This window comes from Oleisolibacter albus (assembly GCF_003336875.1).
In the GTDB taxonomy this organism is placed as follows: domain Bacteria; phylum Pseudomonadota; class Alphaproteobacteria; order Azospirillales; family Azospirillaceae; genus Niveispirillum; species Niveispirillum album.
Genome location: NZ_QGNJ01000006.1, coordinates 154,918 through 172,917, shown reverse-complemented (window position 1 = coordinate 172,917; position 18,000 = coordinate 154,918). Strand labels below are relative to the sequence as shown.

At 71.5% G+C, this 18,000-nt stretch carries 9 protein-coding genes; 6 read left to right on the top strand and 3 right to left on the bottom strand.

The window, feature by feature from the left end; all coding sequences use genetic code 11:
* Positions 1-2: 2 nt before the first annotated feature.
* Entirely contained in the window at positions 3-1,649 is a 1,647-nt protein-coding gene (locus tag DK368_RS10435) for a DEAD/DEAH box helicase (RefSeq protein ID WP_114393886.1), read from the bottom strand.
* A 428-nt stretch (positions 1,650-2,077) separates the two neighbouring features.
* Between DK368_RS10435 and DK368_RS10430 the strand changes: the two genes are divergently transcribed.
* The gene (locus DK368_RS10430; RefSeq protein ID WP_114393990.1) at positions 2,078-2,770 is read left to right on the top strand and encodes a LuxR C-terminal-related transcriptional regulator; all 693 of its coding nucleotides are present in this window, start codon (positions 2,078-2,080) and stop codon (positions 2,768-2,770) included.
* A 49-nt stretch (positions 2,771-2,819) separates the two neighbouring features.
* Here DK368_RS10430 and DK368_RS10425 read toward each other — a convergent pair whose 3' ends face one another.
* Entirely contained in the window at positions 2,820-4,775 is a 1,956-nt protein-coding gene (locus tag DK368_RS10425) for an adenylate/guanylate cyclase domain-containing protein (protein WP_162305973.1), read from the bottom strand.
* A 311-nt stretch (positions 4,776-5,086) separates the two neighbouring features.
* Here DK368_RS10425 and DK368_RS10420 point away from each other — a divergent pair, with 311 nt between their 5' ends.
* Genes DK368_RS10420 through DK368_RS10400 form a run of 5 tightly spaced genes read left to right on the top strand, consistent with a single transcriptional unit; the run spans position 5,087 to position 16,624 of the window.
* Positions 5,087-6,805 carry a ShlB/FhaC/HecB family hemolysin secretion/activation protein gene (locus tag DK368_RS10420; RefSeq protein ID WP_162305972.1) on the top strand — a complete coding sequence of 573 codons (1,719 nt, stop codon included), beginning with the start codon at positions 5,087-5,089 and terminating at the stop codon, positions 6,803-6,805.
* 12 nt (positions 6,806-6,817) lie between these two features.
* Positions 6,818-12,370 (top strand): MBG domain-containing protein, encoded by a 5,553-nt coding sequence (locus DK368_RS10415; RefSeq protein WP_114393883.1) that lies wholly within the window; start codon positions 6,818-6,820, stop codon positions 12,368-12,370.
* Positions 12,371-12,381: 11 nt separating this feature from the next.
* Positions 12,382-15,402, top strand: a complete 3,021-nt coding sequence (locus DK368_RS22280; protein ID WP_155524543.1) for a CHAT domain-containing tetratricopeptide repeat protein — start codon at positions 12,382-12,384, stop codon at positions 15,400-15,402.
* Positions 15,399-16,121, top strand: coding sequence for a hypothetical protein (locus tag DK368_RS10405; RefSeq protein ID WP_114393881.1), 723 nt, complete (start codon positions 15,399-15,401; stop codon positions 16,119-16,121). Before DK368_RS22280 ends, DK368_RS10405 begins: the two co-directional genes overlap by 4 nt.
* The gene (locus DK368_RS10400; RefSeq protein ID WP_114393880.1) at positions 16,118-16,624 is read left to right on the top strand and encodes a GIY-YIG nuclease family protein; all 507 of its coding nucleotides are present in this window, start codon (positions 16,118-16,120) and stop codon (positions 16,622-16,624) included. The genes DK368_RS10405 and DK368_RS10400 overlap by 4 nt, the downstream gene beginning before the upstream one ends.
* Positions 16,625-16,643: 19 nt before the next feature.
* On the opposite strand, the gene DK368_RS10395 is transcribed toward DK368_RS10400, so the two are convergent.
* The gene (locus DK368_RS10395) at positions 16,644-17,852 is read right to left on the bottom strand and encodes a hypothetical protein (protein ID WP_114393879.1); all 1,209 of its coding nucleotides are present in this window, start codon (positions 17,850-17,852) and stop codon (positions 16,644-16,646) included.
* Positions 17,853-18,000: the final 148 nt, after the last annotated feature.

Genomic DNA, 18,000 nt, shown 5'->3' with positions numbered 1-18,000 from the left:
GATCAGTCCGCCCCGGCCGGGCGGCGCAGGAACTGCGGCAGCCATTCGCCGCTGCCGCTCTCGGCGGTACGGGCCGGGCGTCCACCGGCCTTGGCCACCGCTGTCTTGGCCACCGCTGTCTTGGCCGCCGTCGGTTGGCCTGCCATCGTTTTGCCCGCCATCGTCTTGCCCAGGGCCGCTTTGGCCCCGGGCTTGCCGCCGGCCGGGCGCGTGCCCGGACCGCTCGGCCGGGCCGCCGCCGGAGCGGCGGAAACGGATTTGGAAACGCCGCCGGAAACGGACGCCCCCTCCTGTCCGCCGCCGCGCCGCCGACGGCGGCGCTTGCGCTCCCCGGTCTCGCCGTCGCGGCCAAGGACCTCACGGCCCACGGAATCGCGGCCAGGTGCGTCGCGGCGCTGCTCATCGCCGGCCCGCTCGGCCGGCTTTCTCGGGGCGGCGGCTTTGCGGGCGGCGCCCGGCCTGGCGGCCGGCCGGGGTGCTGGCCGTTCCGCCGGGGCGCGGACCAGCACCGGGGCCACGGCGGCGACCGGCGCGCTGGCGCGCGGCACCGGCTGGCGGATCAGCTTCTCGATGGCGGTCAGCAGCGGCCGGTCGGCCGGACTGCACAGGGAAATGGCGATGCCGTCGCGTCCGGCGCGGCCGGTGCGACCGATGCGGTGGACATAGGCTTCCGGCACTTCCGGCAGGTCGAAGTTGAACACATGGGTCACCCCGTCGACATCGATGCCGCGGGCGGCGATGTCGGTGGCGACCAGGGCGCGGGTGGCGCCGGATTTGAAGCCGGCCAGCGCCCGTTCACGCGCGGGCTGGGATTTGTTGGCGTGATAGGGCGCGGCCTCGATGCCGCAGGCCAGCAGCTGTTCCGACAGCTTGTTGGCCCCGCGCTTGGTGCGGGTGAAGATGATGGCGCGCGCCACCTCGGCTGCCGACAGCAGGCCGACCAGCGTGCCCACCTTCTGCGCCGGTTCCACCAGCACCACCGACTGGCCGATGCGCTCCACCGTGGTGGCGGGGGCGGCGACCTCGACCCGCACATGGTCGTGCAGCAGCCCGGCGGCCAGCTTGGCCACGTCATTGGGCATGGTGGCGGAGAAGAACAGGGTCTGCCGTGGCTTGGGCAGCTGCGCCACAACTTTCCGCACGTCGGGCAGGAAGCCCATGTCCAGCATGCGGTCGGCCTCGTCCAGCACGAACAGCTCCACCGCCTTCAGGCTGCACACCTTCTGCTGCATCAGGTCCAGCAGGCGGCCGGGCGTGGCCACCAGGATATCGACACCGGCCTTCAGACTGCGGATCTGCGGATTCAGCGAGACGCCGCCATGCACCACGGCCACGGTCAGGGGCAGCTTGCTGCCCAGCGTGCCCAGCACCTCGGCCACCTGCAGCGCCAGCTCGCGCGTGGGCAGCACGATCAGGGCGCGGGGCAGGCCGGGCCGGGCCCGCTCCTCTCGGGCGGACAGCTGCTTCAGCACCGGCAGGGCGAAGGCCGCGGTCTTGCCGGTGCCGGTCTGGGCCAGCCCCAGCACGTCACGGCCATCCAGGGCGGCGGGCAGGGCCGCGGCCTGGATCGGCGTCGGACGGACATAGCCGGCGGCGTCCAGGCCGGCGGCCAGGGCGGCCGGAAGGCCGAGTTCGGAAAAGGACTGCATGGAAACCACTCTGGACCAGGCCGGGCCGTCCGTCCCGGCCACCCTGGGGCGGCGGGTCACGGACCGGTCAACCCGGCGGACATTCCCCGGCGCAGGATGCGGACCCGGGAGCGAAATGCGCCGGAACGTCGGCGGCCGCATACGGCGCAGGGTCCAGGTGCGACTTTCTGGCCTTTGATATGCCGTGTCCGCCGCCGGGGGACAAGCCCCGTCTCCCGGTCGCGCAGCAGCCATGCGGCGATGCCCACCGCGCGCACCGAAAGATCGGTCTGATCGGGGGGGGCGGCGCCCTCTCCAAAGAAGGGGCGCACCTCCCATCGGCGTTGACCCCCTGCCGGCAAAATCCGGTCACTATGGCGACTGCCGGGCCGGCCGGTCGCCGCGGGGAAACGGGCCGGACAGCCAGACCGGATAGGGGGGTGTTGAAGATGGATGCGGTCAAGGTCTTCCTGATTGATCCCAACAAGCTGTTTCGCGAGGGATTGAAGCGGCTGCTGGAAGAATCACCCTTTCTGGTGGTGGCCGAGCCCTCCGGGCTCAGGGACGCCATCACCCTGGTGCAGCAGGGGACCCAGCCCCAGATGGTGATCCTCGACCCGGCCGGCGGCGGTCCGGACGAGGCCGACAGCATGCGCCGGCTGCGGCAGTTGCTGGGTGGCGCCCCCATGGTGGTGCTGACCGGCGATCTCTGCCCCGAGCGTCTGTCCTTGGTGCTGGAGGCCGGGGCCGACGCCTATCTGGTCAAGGACCTGTCGTCCGATGCGCTGATCCAGTCGCTGCGGCTGGTCATGCTGGGGGAAAAGGTGTTCCCCAGCCATCTGGCGGCGCTTCTGATCAGCGGGCGGGCCGGCCGCAACGATAGCCCCGTGCCCTCGGGCGCCCGCAAGGGACTGTCCCAGCGCGAGGTGCAGATCCTGCGCCATCTTCTGTCCGGCGACAGCAACAAGATGATCGCCAACCAGCTGAACATCACCGAGGCCACGGTCAAGGTCCACCTGAAGAGCCTGCTGCGCAAGATCAACGCCTCCAACCGCACGCAGGCGGCCATCTGGGCGCTGAACAATGGCTTTGCCGGGGACCAGGGCGTGGCGGAACCCTCGACGGCGGTTCGCGCCGGCTGATCCGGACCCGCTGATCCGGGCGGGCTGATCCGGAGCGCCGTGGCCGGCCCTATTTCTCGGCCATGATGACCCGGTCGCCCAGCTCGCCGCGGTACAGCCGGTCCAGATGCAGGCGGGTCGGGCCGTCCTCCGGCCGGTCCTGGGCCAGCCGCTCGAACAGCGCCAGCGCCTGCGTCTCGCCGGCGGCCATGGCGTCATAGGCAAGGCGGTAGCGCTGGACGAAGCCGCTGTCCGCCTGCCCGGCGGTCAGCGGCTCATGCACGGGGATCGGCTCGGTCTTGCCTTTCAGCACGATCTGGCCGATGGGCCGGTGCGCCAGTTCCCCGGCCCGGGCCAGGGTGGCGCCGCTCAGGGCGATGCGCGTGCCGAAATACTTGTTCAGCCCTTCCAGCCGCGCCGCCGTGTTCACCGAATCGCCCAGGGCCGTGTACTCGAACCGGGCCTCGGCGCCGAAATTGCCGACACTGGCCGGCCCTGTATGCACGCCGATGCGGGTGATGCCGAAGGCGCGGCCGGCGGCCTGCTCGGCCTGCAGGAAGGATTGGGCGAAGGCATCCAGCTCCAGCGCGCACAGGGCGGCGCGCCGGGCATGGTCCTCCTGGTCGCGCGGAGCGTTGAACAGGGCGAAGACGGCGTCGCCGATGAACTTGTCCACCGTTCCGCCATGGCGGAAGACGATGGTCACCATGCCGTCGAGATAGCGGTTCATCACGTCGGCCAGGCTCAGCGCGTCCATGCTCTCGGAGATGGTGGTGAACCCGGCCACGTCGGTGAAGATGTAGCTCAGCTCGCGCCGCTTCGGGTCGAGTTGCAGCTTGCTCGGGTCCTTCAGGATGTCGTCCAGCAGCACCGGCGACAGATATTTGCTGAAGGCGGCCTGGATGAACTTCTTCTGCTCGCGCTCCTGCCGGCGGCTGTAGAGGTCGGCCATCCACGAGGCCATGGCCAGTGCCAGGGACGGGGCGATGACCGGCGCCATCACGTCCTGGTAACGGAACAGGGCGAAGGCGGCCACCCAGATGCCGGCGATGACGGTCAGGCCGATCAGCAGGCGCAGCCACACCCCCACCTCCAGCCGGCCCAGCAGCAGACCGGCCAGGGCGGCCAGCAGCGTCGCCGCCAGCAGCACGCCCGGCCCCTGCGCCGGCGGGTCCTGGCCGTCCAGCAGCTGGGCCAGGGCGTGGGCATGGACCAGGGCACCGGGAATGCTGCCCTCCAGCCCGGGGAAGGCGGCGCGGAAGGGGGTGGCGTGCCGGTCGGTGTCGGTCAGGTCGGCCCCGACGATGACGATCTTGTCCTTGAACCAGGCGGCCGGCAGCAGCGGCACGGCATGCGCCGGGAACTGGCGGAAGGGCGGGGTCCTGGCGTCGGGCTGGCCGCGCCAGGCGATGGGCAGGTCCTCGGGCGGGACGACGGGGCGGCCCAGCTTGGCCAGCAGCGCGGGGGCCACCGCCGGCAACAGGGTCCCGTCGGCCAGCCGCTTGGCCGGGAACAGCAGGCGCACCGTGCCGTCATAGGGATCCTTGTTGAGATTGGCCGCGGCCCGCAACGGCGCCGGCACATAATCCCGCAGAAAGGCGGCCTGCTTCGGGGTCAGCCCCTCGGCCTCGTCGCCATAGCTGACCACGGTCGGAACCGTCAGCCCGGCCAGCACCCGCTTCAGCGCCGCGTCCTTGTCCGGTTCGGTCGGGCTGTCCAGCAGTACGTCCAGGAACAGGGCGCGGATGTCCCGCTGTTCCAGCGTGCCGAGCAACCCGGCCAGGAAGGCCCGGTCCACCGGCGACCGGTAGGGAAAGCGGGCCAACGTCTCCTCGGTCAGGGCCACGAACACGATATCGGGGTGCTGCGGCGCGGGTGGCCGCAGCGTGGCGATGCGGTAATCGGCGACCCAGGTCTCGAAGGCGTTGAGGAACGGCAGGAACCGTCCCATGGCGATCGGCCCCAGGGTTGCCGCCAGGACCAGGGCCGCGCCGAGGACCCACGCTTTCAGTCTCACCGCACGCACGGTACTGCCCATCCCCCCTCGGTGGCGGCTCCGGCGGCCGGACCAGGGCCGGAGTCTCCCCGGTCCGGGCCGAAAGCGGGCGGACCTTAGCCCAGCTCGGCGCCACGGGATAAGCATGCCTATTCATTCGGCGGTCGAACTTCAACGCGGGTTGAATATTTCGGTCCGATGCCTTCTCCGCCTGGGAAGGGCTGTGTATATCGCACTTTATATTTAGTACGGGATATTGGGGGTCTTGGGTGTTTAAGGATAGGGCGGTTTGCTGCCGCTCCGGCGGTCTGCCCCGGATGTCTGCGCACCGCCGGCCGCTCATGCGGGTTTTGCTGGCCGGCAGCGCCATGGCTTTGCTGTCGCTGCCCGCAGTCGCACCGGCAGGCGCAGCGGCCCAATCCCTGCCGGCGCAGCCCGTGCCCGAGCGGTTGCCCGGTGCCGTGGAGCCGGGGCGGTCCACGCTGCCGGCACCCCTGCAGCAGACCCGCCCGCCCGAGGCCAAGCTGCAATTCTCCATCCCGACCCAGCGCAAGGCGCCCGGGCGCACGGGGCCGGAGCTGAAATTCACGCTGGCCCGCATCGTCGTCGACGGGGCCACCGTCGTCGGGCCGGACTTCTATGATCCGCTGATCCAGCCGCTGCTGGGCCGGCCCGTGACCCTGTCGGAGGTGACGGCCCTGGCCGACGCCATCCAGGCCCGCTATCTGGCCCTGGGCTATGTGCTCAGCCGGGCCTTCGTCCCGGCGCAGGAACTGGCCGACGGCACGCTGCGCATCCAGGTCATCGAGGGGTTCATCTCCCGCGTGGCCGTGGATGGTGTCTCTCCCGACATGCGCGGCCGTATCGAGGCGCGGCTGGCCCCGGCCTTGTCCGGCCGGCCGGCGCGGGTGGAGCCGGTGGAGCGCGGCCTGCTGCTGGCCGACGATCTGCCGGGCATCGCCCTGTCCGGCCTGTTGCGGCCGGGGGAGCAGTTCGGCGCGGCCGAGCTGCTGGTGGAGACGCGCCAGACCGATTTCGCCGGCGTGGCCGGCCTCGGCAACCGCAACAGCCGCTATGCCGGCCCCTGGACCGCCTATGTGGATCTGGCCGGCAACGATCTGGCCGGTCTGGGCGAACAGCTGGGCCTGACCCTGTCCGGCACCCCGACCAATGACGAGCAGCGGGCGCTGAATGCCCGCTACCTCCAGCCCTTGACGCCGGACGGCGATGCGCTGACCACCACGGCGTCCTATGCCAAGGGGGCGCCCGGCGCCTCGCTGAAGCCCTTCGCCGTCAGCACCCGCAGCAGCAGCGTCGGCCAGCGCTATGCCTATCCGCTGCTGCGCGCGCGCCAGCGCAACCTGTCGCTGGAGGCGGGCTGGTCCGTCAGCCGGGCCAAGGTCGATATCCTCAACAGCCCCTACACGCTGGACCGCTGGCGCAGCGTCGATGCCAGGCTGACCTACGCCGATGCCACGCTGCCCCTCGGCGGCGTCTACCTGTCGGCCGGCATCGTCCAGGGGCTGGACATCCTCGATGCCAGCGACGGCCGCATCCGCAAGGACCGGACGGCCGACCCGACCTCGCGCCCGGGCGCCGGGCCGGGCTTCACCAAGCTGACGGCGGAGATCGAACAGACGACGCGGCTGGCCGACGGTCTGCTGCTGGTGCTGGAGGCCGCCGGCCAGTACAGCCGCGACACGCTGGTGGCGGGGGAGGAATTCTCGGCCGGCGGCAGCCGTTTCGGCCGCGGCTACAATGCCGGCGATCTGGCCGGCCCCAAGGGGCTGGGCCTGTCGGCGGAGCTGCGCTACGCCCCGGTGATCGACTGGCCGGTGCTGCGCAGCACCACCGTTTACGCCTTCACCGACTGGGCGCGGGTCTGGGGCTCGGTGGCGCTGGATGCCAAGCTGGCCTCGGCCGGCGGCGGCGTGCGTCTGGGCCTGCCCGCCGGCATCAGCCTGACCGCCGAGGTGGCGGAACCGCTGGACAGCCTGCCGCTGCCCGGCCTGGCCGATCCCGGCACCCGCTATTTCCTCGAACTCTCCATCCAGTTCTGAACGGGGGCTGACGTGAGCGGTACTCGACGCCTGATCCAGACCGGTCCGCGGCCCGCCTCCGCCCGTGCGGCCCGGCGCCTGCTGGCCCTGCTGTCCGGCACCAGTCTGGTGGCCCTGGCCGGCCCCGCCCTGGCCCAGGGACCGACGGGCGAATCCGTCGCCTCGGGCACGGTCAGCGTCAGCCGTGATGCCACCCTGACCCGGATCGACCAGACCAGCCAGCGCGCCCTGGTGAACTGGACCTCCTTCGACACCGATGCCGCCCACACCGTGCAGGTCAGCCAGCCCAGCGCCGACGCGCTGCTGGTCAACCGTGTCCATGGCAGCGGGACCGCGACCACCTTCAACGGCACGCTGACGGCCAACGGCCAGGTGGTGCTGCTGAACGATGCCGGCGTGCTGATCGGCGCCGATGCCCGGATCAACACCGCCGGCTTCCTGGCCACGACCACCGATGTGGACATGTCCAGCTTCGCCAGCGGCCCGGTCTCCTTCAACACGCCCAGCACCGTTGTCGGGGCCGGCGTGGTCAATGCCGGCATCATCCGCGTGAACGATGGCGGCTTCGCCGCCCTGGCCGCCGCCACGGTGGAGAATTCCGGCCTGATCGAGGCGCAGCTGAGCGCCGTGACCCTGGCCGGCGGTCAGCACCTCTTCACCCTGGACGTCAATGGTGACGGTCTGCTGCGGTTCCAGGTCCAGGATGCGCAGCTGGCCGGCACGGTCCTGAACACGGGCACGCTGCGTGCCGATGGCGGCACCGTGTTGATGACGGCCCGCGGCGCCCGCGACGCCATGGCCGGCTCCATCAACACCTCCGGCATCATCGAGGCCAGATCCGCCAGCGACATCGGCGGCCGCATCATCATCGAGGGCGGGGACGAGGTCGACGTCCAGATCGCCAACAGCGTCAGCGCCGGTGCCGCCGGCAGCGCCAGCGGCGGCGTCTCGGTCAAGACCGGTGGCGCCGTCACCCTGGGCGGCACCATCGAGACCGCGTCCGGCGATATCCAGCTCGAAGCCGGCGGCACGATCAGCGCCGGCAGCGCCAGCCTGACCACCCAGGGCGGGGCCATCGTGCTGGCCAGCAATCAGGTGGCCAGCGGCGGCGGCATCCGGCTGACGGACTCTCAGCTCACCTCCAACGGGGGGGAGGTCATCCTGGCAGGCACCGTCTCCGCCGACAACCGGGATGATCTGCGCAGCAATGGCGCCGCCCGCGGGCGCTCCGCCGACACCCCGGACGACCGCGAAGCCGGGGCCGGGATCATCCTGTCCGGCACCACCATCTCCTCCGGTGCGGGCGCCATCACCCTGAACGGCGAGGGCGTGGAGACAAGCCCGGTCGCCGATGGCGGCCATGGCGTCTGGCTGCGCGGCGGCAGCCAGCTGGTGACCTCCAGCGGCAGCATCACGCTGACTGGCGCCGGTCTGAACGCCGACGGCATCAGCCACGGCATCTTGATCGAGGGCAGCGGCACCGCCGTTCAGACCACCAGCAGTGGCGGGATCACGCTGACGGGCCGCGGCAACGGCGATGGCACCGGTGTGGCGCTGAGCGATGGCGCCCAGCTCGGCATGACGGATGTCTATGCCAACATCACCATCACGGCATCGGACGTGGATTTCGCCGGTGGTCATATCCGCGGCATCGGCGGCCTGTTCCTGTCCGCCGAGGATCTCGACGCCGATATGGGCATCGGCGACGTGGCATTCGGCGATTTCCACCTGGGGCAATCCGATCTCGATGCGCTGGATGCCACCCTGGCCAGCGTGTGGATCGGCGCGGCCAATGGCAACAACAGGGTGCGGGTCGGCGATGCCGCCTTCACCGGCAACACCCAGATCGTCGTCAACGGCACATCCGGCCGGATCGAGGTGGACGGGGCGGTGACCTCCGCCGGTCTGGTGGAACTGGCGGCGGGCGCCACCGTGGTGCTGCGGACCGGCAGTTCCATCACCACCTCCGGCGGGTCCATCGACCTGTCGGCCAATACCGGCGGCGGTGCCGTGGGCGGCGAGCAGAATGGCGGCATCCGCCTCGATGGCACTGTCACCCTCGATGCCGGCGGCGGCGATATCCGTCTGACCGGTCGTGCCAGCGTCGGCAACGCCCTCGCGGGCGGCGAAAGCGGCATCTCCATGGGGGCCGGCAGCCGGCTGCTGACCAGCGGCTACGGCACTGTCACCCTCGATGGCACCGGCGGCGACATGGGCGGCAGCTCGGTCGCCGGTGTCCGCCTGAACGGTGCCGGGATCTCCACGGAGTTCGGCAGCATCAGCATCACCGGGAATGGCGGTGATTTCGGTTATGACGGCATCCGTCTGGCCGATGGGGCGACGGTGCAGTCGACCGGCGGCGGTGCCATCACCCTGACCGGCCGGGCAGGGCTGGCCGGGGGCAAGGGCATCGTCCTGACCGCCGACAGCGCCCTGGGGAGCGACGCCAGCGGCGACATCACCCTGCGGGCCGGCAGCATCGATCTCAGCGGCAACGGGAACATCGCCGGCCAAGGCAGCTTCCGCCTGCGTGCCATCGACGGCGAGACGCCGATCGGCATCGGGGATGATGCCGACGGTGTGCTGATCCTCACCCGCGCCGCCCAGGACACATTGAAGCAGGGTTTCGACCAGATCGTCATCGGCAGCACCGACGGGCCGGGACGCGTCACCATCACGGACGGCGCCTTCAAGGATGATCTGCGGGTGGAGGCGGGGGCCGGCATCGAGGTCACGGGCAGCCTCACTGGCGCCGGGGACGTGCATCTCAAGGCCGGCACCGACATCGCGGTCGATGGCGGGGTCATCACCAGCCAGGGCGGCGATATCACCCTGCAGGCCCGCGCCTTTGGTTCTGATGATCCGGATGATGGCACGTCCGGCGCCATCCTGGTGGCCAATGGCGCCTCGATCCTCAGCAACGGGGGCGACATCGCCCTTGTCGGCGGCAGCGGCGGGAGCGATTACGCCCGTGCCGGCGGCATGGGGCCGACCAACGGCCGCGGGGTGCTGGTTTCCGGTTCCACCCTGGACGCGGCCGGGGGGGACATCACCCTCCGTGGTCGCGGGGGTGTGCTCGGCAACACCAGCATCGGCGTGGAGCTGGCCGGCGCCACCCTGATGACCGGGGATGCGGGAGAGATCTCGGTGCGCGGCGTCGCCGGCTTCTCCGAAGGGACCACCATCTCCGGCCTGCATATCGCCGACGGGTCGCTGCTGCGCACGGCAGCCGGCCGTATCACGCTCGCCGGCTGGGCGGACAGCGGCGGTTTCGGCCAGACCGGCATCAGTTTCGGTCCCGACGGCGCCAGCCCCACCCGCATCTACAGCACCGGCGGCGGCCGCATCCTGCTGCGGGTGCCCAAACGCAATGGCCGCATCACCAACCTGACGGCGGCCGGGGGCGGCACACCGATCATCGGCGGCGATGGGGCTGTCACCTATGCCAGCCCCATTGAGATCGCGGCGGATCAGATGGTGCTGGGCAGCGGCTTCTCCGTCCGCAGCAGCGACAGCGTCACGGTCCGTCCCTACAGCGGCGGATACGACATCGATCTGGGGTCGGAGACTGACGATCAGGCGAATACGCTGGAACTGTCGGCGGATGAGCTGGCACTGCTCGGCCTCTCCACGCCGGTGCTGCGCATCGGCGCGCCGTCCGGCGATTCCCCCGACGGCACCGGGGCCGTCCTCATCAGCCGCTCGCTGGAGTTCCGTGACGGGCTGGACCTGGCGCTGGCCGGCGACAGCATCGAACAGGACGCCGGAACCGTTCTGTCCGTCGACCGGCTGTCCGTCGATGGCTGGGACCATATCAGCCTGACCGGTGCCAACCGCCTGTCGATCCTCGAGTCCATCCGCAGCCGGGGCGATATCGATCTGCGCTCCAGCGGCGGCGATCTCAGCGTCGCTGGCACCGTGGCCTCCGCCGACGGTGCGGTGACCCTGGCCGTCAGCGGCGGCGATCTGCGTCTGAGCGGTGATGCCGACATCATCAGCGGTGGCGGCGACGTCGTGCTTGCCACCGACCGTGCCTTCGTGGCCGACGCCAGCTCTGCCGTATCGGCCAGCGGCCGCACCATCCTCTATGCCGACTCCCGGCGGGGAACGACCCTTGGACCGGTATCGGGTCAGGTCATTCTGGGCCGCACCTTCGCCGGCAACCCGCCCGGCACGGTGACGGAAACCGGCAACCTGATCTTCTACGCCAACGGCGTGGTGCTGACCCTCACCGCCGATGATCTCATCCGGCTCTATGGCCAGAACAATCCGGCCTTCACCTACAGCATCAGCGGCTTCGTCGATGGTGACGATGTCGCCAATACCCTCAGCGGCACGCCGCTGTTCACCACGCTGGCCACAGCCGGGTCCGGCGTCGGCTCCTACGCCATCACGCTTGCCGCCGGCACGCTGGCCAACAGCAAGGGCTATATCTTCAATTTCCAGCCGGGCACGCTGACCATCGACCCGGCGGCGCTGACCATCCGCGCCAACGATGCGCGGCGCACCTACGGTGCCGCCAACCCGACCTTCACGGCCAGCTATGAGGGTCTGGTCAATGGCGACACCGCATCGGTGGTCAGCGGCCTGCAGCTGGGCAGCACGGCCACGGCCGGGTCCGGTGTCGGCCGCTATGTCATCAGTGCCGGTGGCGCCAGCGCCGCCAACTACGCCATCTCCTACGTCGACGGCGCCCTGACCATCGACCCGGCGGCGCTGACCATCCGTGCCAATGATGCGCGGCGCACCTACGGTGCCGCCAACCCGACCTTCACGGCCAGCTATGAGGGTCTGGTCAATGGCGACACCGCATCGGTGGTCAGCGGCCTGCAGCTGGGCAGCACGGCCACGGCCGGGTCCGGTGTCGGCCGCTATGTCATCAGTGCCGGTGGCGCCAGCGCCGCCAACTACGCCATCTCCTACGTCGACGGCGCCCTGACCATCGACCCGGCGGCGCTGACCATCCGTGCCAATGATGCGCGGCGCACCTACGGTGCCGCCAACCCGACCTTCACGGCCAGCTATGAGGGTCTGGTCAATGGCGACACCGCATCGGTGGTCAGCGGCCTGTCCTTCGCGACCGGGGCGACGACGCAGTCGCCGGCGGGCGCCTATGCCATCACCCCGTTCGGCGGCGTGGCGCAGAATTACACCATCACCTATGTGCCGGGCCTGCTGACGGTGGAGGCGAACGGGGCCGCCCTGCCCGGCGGGGTGGCGCCGGTGACCGTTCTGAACGCCGTCATCGCGCCGCCGCCGCCGATTCCCGGGACGCCGGGGTCCGCTCCGGGTCAGGCCACCCCTGATCCTGGGGCCACCCCACCTGCGGGCGTGACGCCCGCCGCCACGCCGGGAGGTACGGGCGACAGCGTCGTCGCCGCCCTGTCGAACACCGGAAGCCCGTCCGCGTCCGTCCCGGTCAGCGGTACGCTGGCGGCGGTGGAAAGCGCGCCGCGCGTCATCATCCCCGGCCTGCTGTTCCAGCAGCCGGTGGCGCCGCCCCCGGCCAGGGATGGCACCCCCGGCCTTGATGAGGGCTATCCCGGCCTGGGACGGGGATGGTGATGGGTGCCTGGATGCGACGTTCTCTGCCGGCCCTGGCCCTGCTGGCCGCTCTCGGTGCCTGTGCCGCCGACGGGACCCGCGTGCCGTCCAGCGCCCGGCCGGCCGGTCAGCCGGTGGAGATCGGCAGCGACGCCGCTGGGGAGCAGTGCCGCGCCGTGCCGGTGCCGGTCAAAGGCGATCTGACCCTGCACGACGTTTACTGCGGCGCGTCGGAAGAACCCAGCGGCCAGATCTGGTCGGTGCCGCTGGTGCAGCCGCTGCCGGCCGATGCCGCCGCGGCGCGGCCGCAGCTGCTTCAGGCGGCCCAGCGGACCGACTGGGCCAACCAGCTGGCGCGCAAGGCCGCCTGCCAGGACCCTGCCTGGGTCGGGGAGGGGCTGGTGCTGCTGGCATCGTGCCAGCTGCGCGAGGGGGCATGGCCGCATCTGGGTGTCAGCACGGTGCAGGCCGGCCGCCTCTACCAGGGCGACGGCGTGCCGGCCCTGGGCGACCTGTTCCCGCAGGCCATGGCCCGGCTGGCCGGTGTGGCCCCGCCACCGTCCGGCGAGGGTATCACCGCCGCCGTCGGCAAGCAGGCCGTCAGCTTCGGCCGCGGTGACGTCAAGCGCTACCAGTCGCTGACCGAGCAGGGCCGTCTGGGCAACAGCCTGGAGAACTTCGCCGCCGCCGAGACCGCCTACCGCCGCGCGCTTGAGGTGCAGAGCCGGGTGCTGGGGGCCGATTCCCCGGCCGTGGGCGACACGCTGATGAATCTGGCGCTGGAGGTCAGCAACCAGGGCCGCCTGGAAGAGGCGGACGGGCTGTTCCGCCGTGCCGACGCCCTGTTGCAGCGCAGCTTCGACCGGGCGCTGCGGGCCAGGCTGACCAGCTACCGTGCCTTCCATGCGCTCAATGCCGGCGATCTCAAGCGCGCCCTGGCCACGGCGCAGGAGGCCAGCGCCGTCCGCCGCGCCCTGATGCAGGAGTTGGAGGGCGACGACGGTCTCAACCGCATGGTGCTGGGCAATCTCACCGCGGCCCGTGCCGACCTCATCCACAGCATGATCCTGGAAGGCAGCATCGGCGTGAAGCTGCGGCAGGCCGATCTGGCCGAGGCCGCGGCGGCGGAGGCCCAGCGCCTGTTCGACCGCACGCCGGGCCTGCCGGCCTGGTGGCAGGGGCGTATCCTGGCCCTGCGCGGTCTGGCCCGTGCCACCCGGGGCGACACCGACGGCGCCGTGCGGCTGCTGACCGCCGCGGTGGAGGCCAACCGCCACCTGTTCGGCGGGGGCTGGCCCACCGCCTCGCTGCTGCTGGAGCGTGGCCGGGTCGAGGCCGAGGGCAACCGCCCCGTCGATGCCGTCGCCAGCTTCCGCCAGGCCTTCGCCATGCTGGGCGCGGCCGACCAGCCGCCGGCCCAGCTGCCGCTGGACCGCATCGCCCCCTTCCTGCGCGCCGGTCTGGCCGTGGCCGAGCGTATGCCGGACCAGGCCCCGGCCCTGTATGCCGATCTGTTCGCCGCCACCCAGTTCGTGCGCGAAGGCGCTGTGGGCCAGACCATTTCCCGCGCCTCGGCCCGGTTCGCCGCCGATGATCCGGCCGTGGCCGATCTGGTCCGCCGCCAGCAGGACGCCGTGCGCGCCCGCGACCGCGTGCGCCTGGATCTGGCGGTGGAAACGGCCAAGCCCGACGCCAGCCGCAATCCCGCCCGCGAACAGGAACTGCGTACCCGGCTGGAGGGGGCCAGCCGTCAGGCCGCCACGCTGGAGCGCGATCTGCAGGCGGCCTTTCCCGGCTATGCCCGGCTGACCCGCTTCACCGTGGCCGGGGCCGCCGACCTTCAGGCCGTGCTGGAGCCGGGGGAGGGGGTGCTGCTGTTCGCCCTGGCCGCCGACCAGTCCTATGGCTTCCTGGTCACGCGCGACCACATCCGGGCCTATGCCGTGCGCCTGGGCCGGGACGAGGCCGCCCGCCGGGTGCAGATGCTGCGCGCCGCCTTCATCCCCGTGGCCGGGCGCCTGCCGCCCTTCGACCTGGGGCAGGCGCACGATCTCTATACCCGGCTGGCCGGTCCGGTGGCCGACGATCTGCGCGGGCTGAAGCGGCTGGTCTTCATCCCCGGCGGCGCCCTGCTCAGCCTGCCCCCGGCGCTGCTGGTGACGGCCCCCGCCGCGGCCGGCGATTATGCCGGGGCGGCCTGGCTGGCCCGTGACCATGCCCTGGCCATGGCGCCGTCGGTGCCGGCCTTCCTGTCGATGCGCAGGCTGGCCGGGCGTGCGCCGGCCCCGCGCGCCTTCATCGGTTTCGCCGCGCCGCCGTTCCAGGGCAAGGCCGACGGCCTGTCGCTGCTGGGGCGGGAGTGCCGCACCGGCGCCCCGGTCGACCCGGCCATGCTGCGGGCGCTGGCCCCGCTGCCGGAGACAGCGGACGAGCTGCGCCAGGTCGGCCAGCAGTTCGGGGCCGGTCCCGACGCGCTGATCACCGGCGCCGCCGTGACCAAGGCCGCCGTGCGCGACCGGCCGCTGGCCGATTACCGTGTGCTCTACTTCGCCACCCATGGCCTGCTGCCCGGTGAGCTGCGCTGCCAGTCCGAACCCGGTCTGGCCCTGGCTCCGCCGGCCTCCATGCCGGCCAGCACCGCCGATGACGGGCTGCTGACGGCATCGGACGTGGCTCTGCTGCGCCTCAATGCCGATCTGGTGGTGCTGTCGGCCTGCAACACCGCGGGCGGCGACGGTCGTTTCGGTGGCGAATCCTTGTCGGGCCTGGCCGAATCCTTCTTCTTCGCCGGCGCCCGCAACCTTCTGGTCACCCATTGGCAGGTGCCGTCCCAGCCCACCGTGGCCCTGATGACGCGGCTGTTCGCCGGCAGCGGCGGCGGTGACGTGGCCGCTTCCCTTTCGGCCGCGCAGATGGTGCTGGCCGCGCGCCCGGCCACCGGCCATCCCTTCTATTGGGGTGCCTTCACCGTTGTCGGTGACGGTATCCTGTCCCGCGGTCAGTCCGCCGGCCCGGTGGCCGCTGCCGCGTCCCTGTCACAGGTGAGCCCATGACCCGGTCCCCTCTGCGTTCCCGTGTTCCCGCCGCCCTGCTGGGGGCGGTCCTGGCCCTGCCGGCGCTGCCGGCCCTGGCCGCCGACTATGTGGTGGTGGAGGCCGCCGGCATCGCGCTGGAACCCGGCGCCAGCCTGGATGGCGGGGCCAGCCTGACCCTGGCCGACGGGGCGCGGCTGGTGCTGGTGTCGGCCGAGGGCACGACCTTGACCCTGGTCGGCCCGTACCAGGGCAAGCCCGACCAGGGCGCCGCCGGCGGTGGCGCCAGCGTCACCCAGTCCTTCGCCAATCTGGTGGCCGCCCGCGGCGCCGATACCAGCGCGCTCGGTGCCGTGCGTGCCGCCGCGACGGCCAAGCCGCTGCCGCGGCCCTGGCTGGTCGATGCCGCCACGCCCGGCCATGCCTGTTTGCAGCCGGGCCAGCCGGCCGTGCTCTGGCGCGCCGATGCGGTGCCGGAGGTGACGCTGACCCTGGCCCCCGCCGACCATGCCTGGCAGGCCAGCACGCCCTGGCCGGCCGGTCAGCCGGAACTGGCGCTGCCGGCCGATATGCCGGTGGGCGACGGCCAGTCCATGCTGTTCGAGATCGGGGGGGAGGCCACGGCCGTCACCCTGCATCTGCTGCCGGCCAGCGTGACCGGCGCCAGGATGACCGCGGCCTGGATGGCGGCCAAGGGCTGCACCCGCCAGGCCGAGGCCCTGGCCAAGACGGTGAAATGAGCGGGCGCGACACCGCGCCCCTGCCGCCCGCGCCGCCCGGCCCGCCGCCGCTGCCGTCTGCCGGCTTCCACCGCACGGCGGACGGCATTCCCGCCGTGCCCGGGGCCTATGTGCTGCTGATCCGGATGGGGCAGCCGCTGTCCGTGGCGCTGCCCGGCCGGCCGCCGGTGACGCTGGCGGCCGGGCGCTATCTCTATTGCGGCAGCGCCCGCGGGCCGGGCGGGCTGCGGGCGCGGCTGGCACGGCATCTCAGCCCGGACAAGACCCTGCGCTGGCATGTGGACCGGCTGACCTGCGGCGGCAACGCCGTGGGCGCCTGGATCTTCCCCGCCGGTTCCGTCTCCGGCGGCCCGGACTGGACGGAATGTGCCCTGGCCGCGGCGCTGGAGGGGTTGCCGGTGCCGGCCCCCGGCTTCGGCAGCAGCGACTGCCCCACCTGCCGCAGCCATCTGCTGGCCTGGCCCGGCGGGGCAGGGCTGCCGTTCGTTCCGGTTCCGGACTGAGGCCCGTTTCCCGCGCTGATCAGCCCTCGCCGCAGGGGTTGGGCTGCGGCTTCATGCCGACATAGCCCTGCCTGGCGTCATAGAGATACTGGAACTGCCGCAGGAAGTGCCGCCCGGTGTTGAGGAAGGGCGGGTATTTGTCGGTCTGGTCGGGGATGATCTGGGCCGGCTGCACCGGGCTGCCGCCGCCCATGGTGAAGGCGGCTTCGGCGATGGGGTCGCCGCTGACGGGCAGGCGGATCGTCACCACCGTTCCCGGTGCCAGCACCGGCAGCTTGCGCTTGGGATCGCTCTTGTCCTGCTCTTCCACCGTGTCGAAGCGGATGCCGTCCGGCACCGTCATGTAGCTCTGGGGAATACCGGTATCGACCAGGATCGGGGTCGGGGTGCAGATCGGCCCCGCCGCCGCACGGTTCTGCTCTGGATTGAGGCTGTAACAGCCCTGCGGCATCATCCAGTCGCCGGGATAGGCGGCATAGGGGGTCAGCTTGGTGAAGCGGAAGCCCTGGCTGTTCTCCGCTGTCAGCCCGACCTGGATGCCCTGGCGCCCGATGATATAGCCGGGGTTCAGGCTGCCCGGGGCGATGGGCTTGCCGTTCAGGCTGGTCAGGTTCAGCAGCGCGTTCTTGTCCGGTGTGCCCTGGGGCTGGAAATCGGCCTCCTGGCCGAAGCCGACGCCCATATAGACCACATCCTTGGCCGGGCTCATGCCGTCGGTGCAGATCTGGCCGGTCTTCTGGAAGGCCGGGCAATAGCCGGTGCGCTCCACCCCCAGCACCGGCACCGCCGCCGTGGCCACGGCCTGCTTGTCCCGGTCATACAGGGTGACGGTGGCGGGGACCCAGGTGCCGACCCACAGGATCTTGCTGCTGGACAGGAACTGCGTGCCGGGGCTGCCCTTGGCCTTCAGCCCCTCGAAGCCGGGGATCAGCGGTGCGGCCAGGGCGATGCCCACCGATCCGGTGTCCATGGTCACGGTATGGATGGTGGTGCTGTCGCCGATGCTGAAATTCAGCTTCGGCGGGTCGGTGAAGGCCACGCTCTGCGGGTTGGCGAAGGGAATGCATTGGCTGGTGCTGGCCCCGCCATAATCCGGTGCCGAGTCCGGCGCCGCCGCCGCGGGCATGCCCCCCAGCGCCAGCAGCAGACCGGCGCCCAGGCGAAGGCCGGGACGATGCCGGGAAGGATGGCCGGGGCCGGCGTGGATGGGATGGCGGAAAAGACGCATGGCGATCCTCATCTCCCTTTTGGGTTGTAACGGCAAGCATGCCATCACACGGCGATGCGTATCAATGCGCGCATTTGTCCTGACTTTACTGGTATGAATACGGTCATGACGAATAGGCCTCCCCCATGGCTCCGGGCGGTGGCCGCAG